15 protein-coding genes and 1 pseudogene are annotated in these 13,227 nt (G+C 65.9%); 11 read left to right on the forward strand and 5 right to left on the reverse strand.

Features of this window, described 5'->3' with window-relative positions; genetic code table 11:
- Positions 1 to 476: 476 nt before the first annotated feature.
- Both ACZY0Y_RS18365 and ACZY0Y_RS18370 read left to right on the forward strand, forming a co-directional pair.
- Positions 477 to 686, forward strand: a pseudogene (locus tag ACZY0Y_RS18365) (Tn3 family transposase); the annotation flags it as partial.
- Positions 687 to 935: 249 nt separating this feature from the next.
- On the forward strand, positions 936 to 1,271 hold the full coding sequence (locus tag ACZY0Y_RS18370) for a YegP family protein (protein WP_463959660.1): 336 nt from the start codon (positions 936 to 938) through the stop codon (positions 1,269 to 1,271).
- 41 nt (positions 1,272 to 1,312) lie between these two features.
- Here the strand turns inward: ACZY0Y_RS18370 and ACZY0Y_RS18375 are convergent, their stop codons facing one another.
- The 3 genes from ACZY0Y_RS18375 to ACZY0Y_RS18385 all read right to left on the reverse strand — a co-directional run bounded on the left by ACZY0Y_RS18375 (position 1,313) and on the right by ACZY0Y_RS18385 (position 4,220).
- Positions 1,313 to 2,263 carry a prenyltransferase/squalene oxidase repeat-containing protein gene (locus ACZY0Y_RS18375; protein WP_463959661.1) on the reverse strand — a complete coding sequence of 317 codons (951 nt, stop codon included), beginning with the start codon at positions 2,261 to 2,263 and terminating at the stop codon, positions 1,313 to 1,315.
- Positions 2,264 to 2,330: 67 nt separating this feature from the next.
- Complete coding sequence (locus ACZY0Y_RS18380) at positions 2,331 to 2,633, reverse strand: DUF4193 domain-containing protein (RefSeq protein WP_024368278.1); 303 nt, start codon at positions 2,631 to 2,633, stop codon at positions 2,331 to 2,333.
- A gap of 807 nt (positions 2,634 to 3,440) precedes the next feature.
- On the reverse strand, positions 3,441 to 4,220 hold the full coding sequence (locus ACZY0Y_RS18385; protein WP_463959663.1) for an NAD(P)H-binding protein: 780 nt from the start codon (positions 4,218 to 4,220) through the stop codon (positions 3,441 to 3,443).
- Between the two features lie 99 nt (positions 4,221 to 4,319).
- On the opposite strand from ACZY0Y_RS18385, the gene ACZY0Y_RS18390 reads away from it, so the two are divergent.
- Both ACZY0Y_RS18390 and ACZY0Y_RS18395 read left to right on the forward strand, forming a co-directional pair.
- Positions 4,320 to 4,745, forward strand: coding sequence for a winged helix-turn-helix transcriptional regulator (locus tag ACZY0Y_RS18390; protein ID WP_463959664.1), 426 nt, complete (start codon positions 4,320 to 4,322; stop codon positions 4,743 to 4,745).
- Entirely contained in the window at positions 4,738 to 5,634 is an 897-nt protein-coding gene (locus ACZY0Y_RS18395; protein ID WP_463959666.1) for an MBL fold metallo-hydrolase, read from the forward strand. The genes ACZY0Y_RS18390 and ACZY0Y_RS18395 overlap by 8 nt, the downstream gene beginning before the upstream one ends.
- 25 nt (positions 5,635 to 5,659) lie before the next feature.
- Here ACZY0Y_RS18395 and ACZY0Y_RS18400 read toward each other — a convergent pair whose 3' ends face one another.
- Complete coding sequence (locus tag ACZY0Y_RS18400; protein WP_463959667.1) at positions 5,660 to 6,868, reverse strand: alanine racemase; 1,209 nt, start codon at positions 6,866 to 6,868, stop codon at positions 5,660 to 5,662.
- Between the two features lie 192 nt (positions 6,869 to 7,060).
- Between ACZY0Y_RS18400 and ACZY0Y_RS18405 the strand changes: the two genes are divergently transcribed.
- The 7 genes from ACZY0Y_RS18405 to ACZY0Y_RS18435 all read left to right on the forward strand — a co-directional run bounded on the left by ACZY0Y_RS18405 (position 7,061) and on the right by ACZY0Y_RS18435 (position 11,511).
- The gene (locus ACZY0Y_RS18405; protein ID WP_463886204.1) at positions 7,061 to 7,696 is read left to right on the forward strand and encodes a hypothetical protein; all 636 of its coding nucleotides are present in this window, start codon (positions 7,061 to 7,063) and stop codon (positions 7,694 to 7,696) included.
- The gene (locus ACZY0Y_RS18410) at positions 7,693 to 8,169 is read left to right on the forward strand and encodes an NUDIX hydrolase (protein WP_463886202.1); all 477 of its coding nucleotides are present in this window, start codon (positions 7,693 to 7,695) and stop codon (positions 8,167 to 8,169) included. The genes ACZY0Y_RS18405 and ACZY0Y_RS18410 overlap by 4 nt, the downstream gene beginning before the upstream one ends.
- Before the next feature lie 112 nt (positions 8,170 to 8,281).
- Complete coding sequence (locus ACZY0Y_RS18415) at positions 8,282 to 8,611, forward strand: GYD domain-containing protein (protein WP_463886200.1); 330 nt, start codon at positions 8,282 to 8,284, stop codon at positions 8,609 to 8,611.
- Between the two features lie 327 nt (positions 8,612 to 8,938).
- Entirely contained in the window at positions 8,939 to 9,109 is a 171-nt protein-coding gene (locus ACZY0Y_RS18420) for a hypothetical protein (protein WP_463886198.1), read from the forward strand.
- A 142-nt stretch (positions 9,110 to 9,251) separates the two neighbouring features.
- Positions 9,252 to 9,890 carry a nucleoside/nucleotide kinase family protein gene (locus ACZY0Y_RS18425; RefSeq protein WP_463959671.1) on the forward strand — a complete coding sequence of 213 codons (639 nt, stop codon included), beginning with the start codon at positions 9,252 to 9,254 and terminating at the stop codon, positions 9,888 to 9,890.
- Positions 9,891 to 10,144: 254 nt separating this feature from the next.
- On the forward strand, positions 10,145 to 11,152 hold the full coding sequence (locus ACZY0Y_RS18430) for a M20/M25/M40 family metallo-hydrolase (protein ID WP_463959669.1): 1,008 nt from the start codon (positions 10,145 to 10,147) through the stop codon (positions 11,150 to 11,152).
- Between the two features lie 38 nt (positions 11,153 to 11,190).
- Positions 11,191 to 11,511 (forward strand): hypothetical protein, encoded by a 321-nt coding sequence (locus ACZY0Y_RS18435; RefSeq protein ID WP_463886194.1) that lies wholly within the window; start codon positions 11,191 to 11,193, stop codon positions 11,509 to 11,511.
- Positions 11,512 to 11,726: 215 nt separating this feature from the next.
- Here the strand turns inward: ACZY0Y_RS18435 and ACZY0Y_RS18440 are convergent, their stop codons facing one another.
- Positions 11,727 to 13,019, reverse strand: a complete 1,293-nt coding sequence (locus ACZY0Y_RS18440) for an MFS transporter (RefSeq protein ID WP_463886192.1) — start codon at positions 13,017 to 13,019, stop codon at positions 11,727 to 11,729.
- Between the last annotated feature and the right edge of the window lie 208 nt (positions 13,020 to 13,227).

The raw sequence follows: 13,227 nt of genomic DNA on the forward strand, positions 1-13,227 counted from the left end.
CCCAGGACGTGGTGCCGGCCCCGAGCGGACATGCGGAGGGCCGGTACCAAGTTCCCGGAATGCCGGTACCAACCATCCAGACCAGCGGTACCAACTGAAGCTATCTGTCACAAGAGGTTGTGTGTTGTCCAACCTCTTGCCCGTCCTTGTACAGCCGCATCGTAGCGCTGAACTAGCAGTAGTCCGAGGTGAAGCCGTAGAAGGTACTTGTCGTTAAGAACCCCGTGCTGCTAGCCTGACGCGTCTCGCGATTCTGATCCCAGGCGCCGCCGGACCCGCCATTGCTGCTGTAGGTGTAATCCCACGAAGTGGTGTACCAAGCACCCCCTTGGAGGTCCCAGGCTGCGCCGCTGTACGACCAGGTGTTGTTGCAGCCAACGTAAACATTCACTTCCGGCCACCACGGGCCGGCCGTAGTATCCGTCCCCTCCGTGCCACTGGGACTGGGCTGCTCGAGTGACATCGCCTTACTTGGTGCAGGACTCGTGCTCTGGAACACCGTCTACCTCGAACGCGCCACAAACAACCTCCGCGACCGAGACGAGGGCGTCGACGAGGCCCTGCTCCGGCACCTTTCCCCGCTCGGCTGGGAACACATCAACCTCACCGGCGATTACACCTGGCGCAACAACGCCAAACCCGGCACAGGCAAATTCAGGCCATTACGGCCAATGGCCAGGGCTTAACGTGGTATTTTTTCCGTTTTCTGAAGCGCCCCGGAGTACGCCTGAGCGCGTCGTTGCACAGCTTTTACCCAGGGTTTACGTGCCGTGTCTTATGGGGCCGCGGGGCCCTCCAACACACTGGTTATCACCAGATGAACAGATCCTAGTGATCGTTTGACCAGAGCAGCGCGACACGAACGCAGCGATGCGTTCCCGCCTGATCCATGGTAGTGACGCCGGGGGCAGGCTTCGCAGACCGGGAAGAATGTTATGGCCGGCACGTTTGAACTGTTTGTTGACGGGGAATCGAATTTCCGATTCCGGCTCAAGGCACCGGACGGGACCGTGATGGCGGTCTCGGCTGCGTTCAGCGACAAGCCCGCCGCCGTCGCGGCATCTCCGCCGTGCGCGAGTGCGCAGGGATGGGGCCTGATCACCGATCTCTGCCCGGAGGGAAGCGGGCAAAACCGGGTTCGGGAACCGGCGCATCCCACCGATGCCCTGCCTGCCCGTCATGACTGGCATAAGCGGGCCGACAACGTCCACACCCGCGCCAAAACCATCCGCCGGGCCGCAACAGCGCCCAGGTGGACCGGCGCGGCGTAAAACCAGCGGCGAACGATCCCGGCACCAGTCCCGCAGGCAGGTTATGGGCGCGTTCCATTCTCATACCACGGCAGGACCCGCAGCGCCCGGAAGGTGTTCCACCGGCTGGGCTGGCCGTCACCGTCCTCCAGCTCGAAGTGGACCTGCCCGGGATGTGTGTTTTCGAGCAGCCAGGTCCCGTCGGGCCGCCTCTTCGAGCGAAGCAGCTCGATCGCCTCGGCCATCCGCGGGTCGGGCGGATCACCGGCGGACCGGAAATACTCCAGTGCCCGGAGCACGTCATAGTGCCAGCGGGTCGGAAAAGTGAACTGCAGCCAGGCCGGGTCAATGACCTCTCCGGTGCTTTTGCGTCGGAACAGCCGGCGTTCGAGGAGATATTCCTCGCCCCGGCGTCGAGCCTTCTTGGATTCCGCCGAGCCGACGGTTGCCCGCTCGTGCGCGAGCAGCCCTTCGAGCACGTTGATCGTGGTCGCGACCGACGAAACAACGACACCGTACTCCGCCCAGCAGTTCCACCCGCCGTCGTCGAGTTGCTCCCTGACCAGGCGGGTGACGACGCCGTCGACGTCCTGGCCGAAGTAGGCGCCGAGCCCCACGGCCATGCCATTGATGCAGGGTTCGACCTCGCCGGTGAAATAGGGCTGTCCGCCCTCCTCCCAACGGCAGTTGTCCCGCACCTGCGCCACGCTCCGGCGCATCTGGTCGTTGTCCGGGTCGACGCCGAAGTCACGCAGCTGCAGGAGGCTGTACGTGGTGGCGGTCCAGGGCTGGCTTCCGTCGTCGGGCGTTTCCACCCTGCGCGCGGGGAAGTACGCTCCCCCGGCCCACTGGCCGTCCGCCCCGCGCAGGGCCAGTAATCGCGCGCCCCACCCCTCGGTTGCCACCCGTGCACGCTCTGCAGCCACGACGTCGGCCGGGGCGCCGGCAAGGTCATGCAGCACTTGCCATCGAATCGAAGGATCAGAATCCAGCAGCCAGTCCAGGGCGGTCATGCGCCGATTGTAGTGCCGGCAGCGCTTGGGTCACATAGCTGCGCGGTCGTGAACAGGAGGCCGCGCCTTAGCCTTCGCAGTCAATGCAGTAAGCGTGGCCGTCCTTTTCGCGCGCGATTTGGGAGCGGTGCCGGACCAGGAAACAGGAGTAACAGGTAAACTCGTCTTCCGCCTGCGGAATGACCTGGACGATCAGTTCCTCGGCCACGAACTCTCCGCCAGGGGCAATCGAACCGTCCAGCGAATCCGCCTCATCCAGATCACGCACCACGCTGCGGGCGTCCGGAGCATTCTCGGATTGCAGCGCCTCCAGGGACCTGTCCTGCGACTCCTTGACATCGGAGCGTACTTCATCGTAATCGGTTGCCACTGGGGTGTTTCTCTCTTCTTCGAAATGCTGGTCGGATAGATGTTAAACAGACGGGACCGCTCCGGTATTCCCCAGTCTCCCCGAAGAATCGTCATGCGGGGAGCCCGGCACGGGGCGTCAGCAGGTATTTTGCCTCGCAGGCCGGCAGAATTCTGTTTGTACAGTCATTAGATTTAAGGCTGTAGTCGTGGGAGTTTTCTTTGGGGGGAAATCATGAACAAAGCGCAAAGGCGCGCCCACGTGGAACCGCCTTGCCGCCAATGCGGCTCGAGGGTGATTCCGATCTGGAAAGACGAGCGCACGGCAACTGCCACCCAGCCGGACTGGAAGGTCAGTGCCAGGCAATGCAGCCGCCAGGCATGCGGCCTCAACGATATTCAAAACTGGCGCGAGCCTTGAGCGCTGCCGCGGCTAAAACGCGGGAATGGCGAAGCCAAGGGGGTGCCAGACCACTCCCCGATACGGCCTGCAGGGTGTTGAATGGTAGTAGAGGCGGCGCCTGCGCAGAACGAGGCATGGGGCAGGCCTCATGGTGCCTGCCGGAGCTGGGGATTCCGGTGCGAGACGGGGCCGGCGACGCTTGAGAGCCCTCTGAGACCGGGGTTCTCTCCCCCAGCCGTCGTCGGCCCCCTGGTTGTTCCGGGTTTGGCGGCACCCCGGACACCGGCCGCGCATGGGCGGCGTCCGGAACGACGCTACCCGGCACGAATGCCTAATGCCGGTGAGCTTCGGTTCCGGCGGCCGCACGCACGGCTTCGCGCATCGAGGTTGTGGGCCGTCCGGTGAGGGCGCTGAGGTCACCGCTGGTCACGAGCAGCTCGCCGCGCGCGATGCCGAGATCACTGTCCGCCAGGATCGCCGCGTAGCCCTCCGGCAGACCTGCACCCACCAGAACCCCGTGTACTGTTCCTCCGGCAGATCCTGGTACTGCACGGGACGGCCCGTGGCGGCGCTGACTTCCGCGGCAAGCTCAGCGAGGGTGAACGGCTCGTCGCCGCCGAGCTCATAGACTTTCCCGGCCTGGCCGTCCTGGAGCAGCACCGCCGCGGCGGCACGGGCATAGTCCGCGCGCGTGGCCGCACTGACCCGGCCCGCTCCTGCACTCCCGAGCACGGCGCCGTGCTGACGATAGGTGTCCAGCTGGTCCGTGTAGTTCTCCGGGTACCAGCTGTTACGGAGGAGCACGAACGGCAAGCCGGATGCTGCCAGGGCTGCTTCCGTGGCTTCGTGCTCAGCGGCCAGCTGCATGTTCGTGCTGCCGGCATTGGCGATGCTGGTGTAGGCGATCAGCCCGACGCCGGCATCCTGGGCGGCGGCGATGGCGTTTCGGTGCTGGTCCAGGCGCTGGCCAACCTCGCTGCCGGAGATCAGCAGGACCTTTTCGGCGCCCGCAAATGCCTGGCACAGGGATTCCGGGTCGGTGTAGTCGACGGGCCGGACCTGGACGCCCCGACCGGCGAGGTCGGCGATTCTGGGCAGCTCACGACCGGTGGCAACGATCCGGTCGGCGGGCAGATCGTGCTCGAGGAGCGCTTGAACTACAAGGCGGCCGAGCTGGCCGGTGGCGCCGGTGATAACGATGGTCATGGTGGTCCTTTCCAAGGGGATGGCTGACACCCTTGGCAACTTCGCCGCAGCAGCAATGCTTCCCGGCAGAGCATGCGCACCTTAAAGTAACGTACCTACATGAAAGTAGGTGACGCTTCCCCAAACCTGCCGGCCGCCCCCGAGCTGGCCGGGATCTTTCCCGCCGGGTGTCCCAGCCGGACAGTCCTCGATCATGTCTCCAGCAAATGGGGCGTGCTGATCCTGGTCCCACTGTGGGACGGCCCGCAGCGTTGGAGCGAACTGCGGCGCCGGGCCGACGGCATCAGCGAAAAGGTGCTCGCCCAGACGCTCAAGAGACTGGAAGCGGACGGCTTCCTCCGTCGCGATGCCCAGCCGGTCATCCCGCCCAGAGTCGATTACAGCCTCACCGGCCGCGGCCGCGAACTGGTCGCCGTGATGCTCCCGCTGGTCAGCTGGATCGCCGCACACGCCAACGAAATCGTCAGCGCCCCGGCACCGCAGGCACTGCTGGAGAAGTCACCGGAAAGCCGGCACCGTGACTGATCTCAATCTCGACGTGCGCTGGTTCGCGGGGGCGCGGCCCCGCAGGCGCCGGTCAGCGCCGCCGATCCAGGTCCACCGGGCTGCAGAGAATACCGTCCTGCTCCGGCAGAACATCACCGACAACTTCGAAGCGCCCTTTCTCTACCTGCTCTTTGGTGACGAACGCGCGCTGCTCCTGGACACGGGTGCCACGGCGGATGCCACCAGATTTCCCCTGCGCGAGACGGTCGACACGCTCATGGACGGCTGGCTGCGCGGGCATCCCCGGGTCGGCTACGAACTCGTTGTGGCCCACTCGCACGCCCACGGGGACCATGTCGCCGGGGACGGGCAGTTCACAGACCGTCCCCACACCCGGGTGGTGGGACACTCAGCCGCGGAGGTTGCCGGGTTCTTTGGGCTCGACGGCTGGCCCCGCGGCACGGCCCGGTTTGACCTCGGCGGACGGGCGGTGGAGGTGATCCCCACGCCGGGGCACCATCCTTCCGCCGTGGCCCTCTACGACGAGGACACCGGCATGCTGCTTACCGGAGACACGGTTTACCCCGGCCGGCTGTACGTGCAGGACTTTCCGTCCTTCCAGGATTCGCTGCGCACGCTCTGCGATTTCGCTGCGGCCCATCCGGTCACGGCCGTCCTTGGCGCACACATCGAAATGCAGTCCCGGCCGTTCCGGAACTTCCCTCTCGGCTCGACCTGGCACCCTGATGAAGCTCCCCTTCCGATGGCTGCCGGGGACCTGCAGACGATCAGGGCTGCTGCCGCCCGGGTTGCCGGCCGTCCCGGGGCACACCGGTTCGCCAACTTCATCATCTGGAACGGGCCCTGCCGGCGCGAGTCCGCGGCCCAGTCCGTCCGGCTCCTCCTGTTCCGGGCATTGGGCCGGTAGCGCCCTCTCGTGGGGACCGCGCCGGTCAGGAGTGTTGTGTCGGTGCCAGCGACGAGCGGTGGAAGTCCGTGTGCCACACACCGGTGTCGCGTCCGTTGTCGTCGGTCACGACATATTCGGGCCAGCGGTCGAAGGCGGAGCAGGGGTGCGAGATCCCAAAGTCGACCACATCCGTAACGTCCAGTCCCGTCGCTCCAGTCAGGACGGCGTGATGGTCGAAAAGGGTCCGCACATGGGCGGTTGCACCGTGTTTTGGGACGCCGTCTGCGGTGCGGGCCGACAGGAAAACGGGGAGTCCGGCGTCGTAAGGAAGGTCCCGTTTCCCGGCACCGACGACGGCGGTTCCCTCCTCGGGAACGGACAGCACGACAGCCCGGACCGAAAGCGCCGGAACCAGCCCCGGAACCGGGCTGACGCTGGCGTACGTGCCGTGATCGTGGGTGACGTAGCAGCCGGACCGGAGGATCCGTCTGGTGCCAGGCACCTGGCTGTCATCGGGCAGGTGAGCCGCGACGCGGTCCGGGAACGCGGACCCGCCCATGGAGTAGATCGGGTCGGCGGTCTCAAAGTACCCGGCTGCAGCAAGATACACGTCGCGCACCAGCCTGCAGTGCCGGTCGACGGCGTTGATGGTGGACGCCGCCCTGCTGTTGGGGACAACGCCTTCGTAACCGGCAACACCGACGAGCCGGAGGCCGGGCGTGCCGTGGACCAACTTGGCCAGACGAAGGGCATTGGGGAGGTTCCGGGTTCCCGTGCGTCCGCCCGGGGTGCCGACGTCGATCAGCACGTCCAGGGTGGCGGCCGCTCCGGCGAAGGCCCGGGCCGCCGCCCCGACCCCGGCGGCCGAATCCACGAAGCAGCGGACTTCCCGCCCGGAATCCTCCTCCAGCCAGGTGCGGAGGCGCAGCAGGCCGCACTGGTCGACGATCTCATTGGCGACGAGAATGTGCTGATGCCCCCAGTTCAGAACCGACTCGGCCTGGTCCACGGTGGCCACGGTGACGCCGACGGCGCCGGAAGCCACCTGCCGCGCGATGATCGGTGCTGACATGGTCGTTTTGACATGGGGGGCAAGCTCCACGCCCCGGTCCTGACACCAGGCGGCCATCACACGGATGTTGTTGTCGAGGGCGTCGACGTTGAGCCGCAACTGTGGATACGCCGGGGCGGTGCCCATGTTTGCCGTGGGGTCTGCATCGTTTCCGCTCTGGCGCTGGGTCGGGCTGCTCACAGTGCTCCTTTTTCAGTCCCGGGACTTCCCCGCCCTCCGGTGGGGTCAGCGGGGGCGATGTGGGCAATGCGTTGATTGTGTCATGCAGCGTCCCGGCTCCGAACGGCTCCGCACGGTAGCCCGCGCCATTCCCTGTCCGGGAGGATAATGGCCTCGAGAGCGACCGGCCAGCCCGGACGGGAGGGGGTCCGAATGCACACGTCTCCGCGCATCACGGTGGAGGTGCCAGTACTCAGCGTTGGATCCGGTCCCCCGGACTACGAGGAACTGGGCAGCTACGTCGATGCACTGAGAAGGCCGCAGGGGCTCCACCTGACCCTGCTGCATATCGGTGTGCTGGAGGACTTCGCCCAGGACATTGCGACCTGGACCAGGGGCATCACTGCCGCCGGGGAAGCAGCAGGTATGGCGGCTGCCTGGCTGGAGGGGCTTCCCACCTTGGGCGCCTTTTCCGCACGGGCTGAGCGGCTGGTCCTGCTGGGCGGCGGGCGCGTGAGCGGCCTGGAAGTGGAGGTGCCCCACCACGTGCAGGAGTATCAGGTCTCCTTCGTGAAGGCTTTGCACGAGCTACTGGACGAGCTGCTGGTGGACAACGTCGATGACTTCATCCTCAGCTCACCGGCCCTCGGATTCAGGTATCCCCGGTGGACACCCCACGTCGCCGTAGGCCGCCCCAAGACGAGGGACCGCGGGCCCTGGGCGATTAGACCCCTGGCACTCGAATTCGGCGCGTCACGGATCAGAAACCGCCAGCACCTCCCCGCCCCCGGCGTCGGCCAGGCATTGCGGACCAGGTCATCCGGACCCGGAGGGCTGGAGGGCACATGACAGTCACGAGCGCAGGCATCCTGCTGTACCGCCGGGGCCCCGGACCGGAGGTGGAGGTGTGGATAGCCCATATGGGCGGACCATTCTGGGCGCGTAAGGACGCCCGGGCCTGGTCAATTCCCAAAGGTGAATACCTCCCGGACGAGGACCCGCTGGCCGCCGCGCAACGCGAGTTCGCCGAAGAAATGGGACACCCTGCACCGGCCGCCGAGTACATCCCCCTGGGGGCCTTCCGGCAGCCTTCGGGCAAGATCATCACGGTCTTCACGGCCGGGTCCGATTTTGCGCCCGAACGGATTGTGAGCAACACCTTCCCGTTGGAATGGCCCAAGGGATCCGGCATAGTCCGGAGCTACCCGGAGATCGATGCCGCCCAATGGACACCGGAGACCGAAGCCCGCATCAAGCTGGTGGGTGGCCAACTGCCGATCCTCGACGCGCTCATCCGGCACCTGGCGGGCCCGGGCACCTGACCGGCGGCACCCGGGAACCTCTTCCGCTCCCGCATCCCGTTGATGGTCCGGCACCACAGTGCCATTCTTGGGAAATCCGAATCATTCGGGCAGCGCAACGAAGGGAAATACGATGCCGCTCTATCTTTCGAAGTTCAGCTACACCCCTGAGACCTGGGCCAGGATGATCACCAATCCGGAAGACCGCGGGAAAGCCGCCCAGGCATACATCGAATCGGTCGGAGGAAAGCTCCACGGCTTCTGGTACGCGTTCGGCACGCACGACGGTTACAACCTCTGGGAGGCCCCTGACAACGTCTCCATGGCCGCGGTGGCGCTGGCAATCACCGGAGGCGGTGCACTGAGTTCGTTTGAAACGACTGTCCTGCTGACCGTCGACGAAACGCTGGAGGCACTGCGGATGGCCGGAGAGGTGAAGTACCGGGCCCCCGGCACAAGATAGGACCAACCACAGAGAGGCCTTCGATGAATGCCACCGAGCCGACGGGGCGGCGTGAACCGACTGCCCGCCAGCGCGCCGAGAGCCTCAAGGAGCGCGTCTACATCAGCTTCACCAGCCTGGCTGTGGTGCTGGCCCTTCGGAGCCACGCGGCGAGACAACGCCAGGCCGCAGCAGCGGCAACCCTCAGCATCGTGGTGGTCGGTTCCCTGCTGGGGATCTTCGTCGCCGATTTGCTGAGCCACCTGACGGTCCACGCAAAAGTTCCCAGCGGTCGCGAACTCAATCACATGATCGCCGTCAGCACCGAGGCCCTCAGCGTCGACGGCTGTGGCACTTCAATGGGCAGTGGTGGTTCTCGTTGTGACCCTCCTCGTCATCGGATACCTCGCAATCCGGCGGCTCGAGCTGCCGGTGCACCTCAAAGCCGTGATTGTGCTCGCTGAAGTGGTGTTGAGCATGGTGGTGATCGGGCTCGAGTTGCTGGCCCACAATCTCTGAGGACTCACGCCTGAACCACCGCCCCCAGCACGACCGCGTTCCGTGCCAGGGAGCGGCCGGGATCAAGTGGGGTCTTCGATCGTTGGATCAGGTAGCGGCCTGACACCCACCACCCCCAACCAAAGGAGACTGCTTGCTGATCGTGCTTACCGGAATTGACGGGTCGGGGAAAACGACGGCGGCCCAAGCCCTTGTCGATGCCGCCCGCCAGACCGGGAACAGCGCCCTGTTTCTGCCCAACTATGCGGGTCGCCGGAAGATGTCTCTGATGAGTGCCGCGCTGGGCGTCCGTATGCCCGCGCGGCTTGCAGATTTCATTGAGACGGCAGTCCGCACATTCAACGTCCTGAATTCACACCGCCGCGCCTGGCGTTATCATGGCTTGGCGGTCATGGATCGGCACCTTCACTGTCAGCTTGCGCTGCGCAAGATGCACGGACTTCCCAGGGGACGATTCCTGCCCTTCCTGATCAGGACACTCCCCCAACCTGACCTGGTCATTTACCTGGACGTTGACCCCCACGACGCCCACGCCAGGGTAGTCGCGCGGGGCACCGATTCCGAGCGCCTCGAGGATCTGGAGTGCCTGCGCGGCGCCTATCAATCACTTCCCGAATTCTGCCGTTTCACCAGCATCACAGCCGACGGGCTGCCCTCCGAGGTGCTCTCCCGGCTGCAGACAGCCCTCGCGACGGCCAGCGGAAGGCAGGCCGGGGAGCCCGCCCCGGGAAATCCTGCCCGCACCAATTCACACAGCAGTTTCACAGGGAAGGGCTATTGAAGCTACAGCCGGAACACCAAGAATGATCGTAACTGATAGTGGTATTCGCGGATTCAATGGTGACCGCGGCGTGCCGGGCGTCAGTGGCGAGCGTCTTGATTATTCGACTTGAAACCGACTAATGACGGGTTTCCCAGCATGTTGACTCTGCGCAAACACGTACTTGCTTCAGTCATCGCTGTGATGCTGCTGTCCGCGACGGCCTGTACTTCAGAGTCAGCGGCCGGGGCCCCGTAGGGTTTCCGTCCGACGGCGTGACCAGCGGCCCAACCAGTAAATCCACGGGCCCCAGCGGCCCAACCAGCAAGTCCACGGCCTCCAGCGCCGCGGCTCCCCGGCTGGAGCCTGCGGCCGGGGTGGATGCGCGGGCGGTGCTGGAGGCGTTCAAGGGCCGGGCCATGGTCTCCCACCTGGAGGCGCTGCAGCGTATTGCTGATGAGAACGGCGGGAACCGTGCGTCGGGGGCGTCCGGGTATGAGGCGTCCGCCCGCTACGTCGAGGAGCAGCTGCGCGCTGCAGGGTACAACCCCGTCCGGCAGACCTTCACTTTCCGCGGCGAGGGCAGGAACCGGAAACAGGTGGAGAGCTTCAACATCCTCGCCGACACCGGCGGCAGCGCCGAGAACACCGTGGTGGTCGGCGGGCATCTGGACTCCGTGCCCGAGGGCCCGGGCATCAACGACAACGGCTCCGGGGTCGCGGCCATCCTTGAAATTGCCAAGTGGATGAAGGAGAGCGGAACCACCCCGGCGAACCGGGTCAGGTTTGCGTTCTGGGGCGGCGAGGAGGACGGCCTGTACGGTTCCCAGCACTACGTCGATGAGCTCAGCAAGGCCGAGAAGGCCCAGACCGCGGCGAACCTGAACGTGGACATGATGGCCTCCCCGAACGGGGTGCGGTCCATCCACGACGGCGACGGCTCGGATTTCGGCCACGCCGGGCCGAATGGCTCGAAGCAGATCGAAGACGTCTTCTTCCGGGACAACTCGCTGCCGGCGGAAACCACGCCCTTTGACGGCGGCTCCGACTACGACGCGTTCCTGCAGGCCGGAATTCCAGGCGGCGGGCTGTTCAGCGGCGACGTGGAAAAGAAGACCCAGGCCCAGGTGCAGTCCTACGGCGGAGCGGCCGGCAAGAAGCTCGATTCGTGCTACCACGAGGCCTGCGACACCATCAGCAACACCGACGCGGACCTGCTCAAGGAAATGTCCGGAGCCCTGGCCTACGCCACCACGTCCTACGCACTCGCGCCGCGGGGCTGAGATCCCGGCGTGGCTGGCCACGGCAGGACCTCCGCAGGATGATTTCCGCCACCCATGGCCGCATCCGGGCCGAGCAGGTACAACTGAGTGATGACGACCTCACCCTTGGCGCCCGGCCCTCTCCCGAGTCCGGATTCCCGGGGAAAACCGGGCCCGACGGTGAGCCGATGACCGCTAAAGGAAATGAGGCCGGGAGGCACCGTAGCCGGCTTCCGGAGACGGACACCTTTCTGGACACGGGATTGTTTGTCTTCAGTGGGGTGGCCGCCGTCTGGCTCGCGACGGTGCCCGCGGCCAGCCGGAATCCCGGCCGGTCATACGGCGCCAGAAAGTTCAGCAAGGGCAAGCCCCATAGCTGACTGCGGCAGTGAAGATGGCCCAGGCATTGGTAGGCGAACGTGTCCAGGCTCGGCATCGTAACCATAATGGCGGTGCTCAACGTCAGCGCGAGGGCGGCGAGCCGGGCACACCACCGGAACCTCCAGGTCGTCGGCTCCGCCGTCGCCTCCCCCGATCCGGGCATCGCAGCGCGCCGGGCCATCCATTGCAATGGTGGCCCCTTGAGGGGTCCTGGCTACATCAGGCGCTGGCTGTGGTGGTCGGTGCCGCGCATGCGGACGGCCACGAGAATTCCCGACAGGGCCGTGAGCCCGGCGACGACGCCGACGGCGGCCGGAATGCCGAACGCGTCGGCGATGATCCCGGAGAGCAGCGCGCCGACAGCGAAGCCGCCGTCGCGCCAGAGACGGTAGATGCCGACGGACCGGGCCCGCCACTGGGGATGGGCGACGTCGCCGATGGCCGCAAGCAGGGTGGGGTACACCATCGCCGTGCCGAGGCCCAGGAGGACGGCGGCGGTCAGCCAGATCCCGAAGTCCTGGCCGACGGCGATCATTCCCAGCGCGGCGGCCTGGACCAGCATGCCACCGACGATCAGCCATTTGCGCCCGTATTTGTCGGACAACGCCCCGGTGACGAGCTGCGCTGCGCCCCAGACGGCGGGATAAACGGCGGCGAGAATGCCGATCTTTTCGATCGTCAGTCCGGCGGCGGCAAACAAGACGGGGAAGAGCCCCCAGGCGAGTCCGTCGTTAAGGTTGTTCACCATCCCGGCCTGGCTGACCGAGGACAGGGACTTGTCCCGGAAGCTGGTGAGGGTGAAGATTTCCCGGTTGCTCAGTTCGCCGTGGGCGCCCGCGTGGGCGGTCGTGTGATTGGCGGCCTCGAGCCTGGCGTGGCCTCTGGTTTCCTTCACGGCGAAGACCGACAGCCCGAGGCCCAGCGCGATGTAGGCGGCGCCGAGCAGGAAGGGTCCGGGGCGAAGGCCGTAGTTGGCGGCGATATAGCCGGTTGCAAGGGCGGTACCGGCGACGCCAAGGTAGCCGGCTGCTTCGTTCAGGCCCATGGCGAGTCCGCGTTTGGAGGGTCCAACGAGGTCCATTTTCATGACGACGGTGGTGGACCATGTAAGGCCCTGGCTAATGCCCAGGATTACGTTGGCGGCAACGATCCAGCCCCAGCTCGGGCCCAGGATCAGCATCAGCGGGACCGGCAGGGCGATGATCCAGCCGGCGATCAGGACGGGTTTGCGGCCATAGCGGTCCGAGAGGGTGCCGGCGAAGTAGTTGGTGGCGGCCTTGGCCAGGCCAAAGGCCAGGATGTAAGTCAGCGCGGACGTGTAGAGGTCCAGGTGGAAGACTTGCCCGGCCAGCAGCGGAAGCACGGTGCGTTCCTGGCCGAGGGTGCCGCCGACGAGAGCGTTGACGGCGACCAGGAGCATGAACTGCGCCAGGTTCTGCCGCAGCCCCAGCGTAATGCCGTTGCCGTGGCGCTGCTGCCGCAGTGAGTGGGTGTTGCCGGTGCTCATGATGCTCCCGATGGTTGGGACAACGGATGGCGGCGGCCCTGTTTTCCGGGTCTCCGCCAAGGGTGCCAGTCAGCTATTGCCGGTAGCGATGGCTAGCTGCTGGCAATGGATGCCAGGGGTTGCCGGGTTGCCCAGGCGGCGTAGCTGCCGTCGAGTTCGACGACGTCGTAGCCGGCGCGGCGCAGCGCGCTGGCCGCGACGGAGTTCC

The organism is Pseudarthrobacter kochi (genome assembly GCF_055412805.1).

What these genes read in the sequence shown, in the direction of transcription:
- ACZY0Y_RS18415 (WP_463886200.1), top strand. Translation starts at nt 8,282, where the DNA reads ATGCCGCTCTATCTTTCGAAGTTCAGCTACACCCCTGAGACCTGGGCC.
- ACZY0Y_RS18370 (WP_463959660.1), top strand. Translation starts at nt 936, where the DNA reads ATGGCCGGCACGTTTGAACTGTTTGTTGACGGGGAATCGAATTTCCGA.
- ACZY0Y_RS18410 (WP_463886202.1), top strand. Translation starts at nt 7,693, where the DNA reads ATGACAGTCACGAGCGCAGGCATCCTGCTGTACCGCCGGGGCCCCGGA.
- ACZY0Y_RS18375 (WP_463959661.1), bottom strand. Translation starts at nt 2,263, where the DNA reads ATGACCGCCCTGGACTGGCTGCTGGATTCTGATCCTTCGATTCGATGG.
- ACZY0Y_RS18385 (WP_463959663.1), bottom strand. Translation starts at nt 4,220, where the DNA reads ATGACCATCGTTATCACCGGCGCCACCGGCCAGCTCGGCCGCCTTGTA.
- ACZY0Y_RS18435 (WP_463886194.1), top strand. Translation starts at nt 11,191, where the DNA reads ATGATTTCCGCCACCCATGGCCGCATCCGGGCCGAGCAGGTACAACTG.
- ACZY0Y_RS18440 (WP_463886192.1), bottom strand. Translation starts at nt 13,019, where the DNA reads ATGAGCACCGGCAACACCCACTCACTGCGGCAGCAGCGCCACGGCAAC.
- ACZY0Y_RS18405 (WP_463886204.1), top strand. Translation starts at nt 7,061, where the DNA reads ATGCACACGTCTCCGCGCATCACGGTGGAGGTGCCAGTACTCAGCGTT.
- ACZY0Y_RS18390 (WP_463959664.1), top strand. Translation starts at nt 4,320, where the DNA reads ATGAAAGTAGGTGACGCTTCCCCAAACCTGCCGGCCGCCCCCGAGCTG.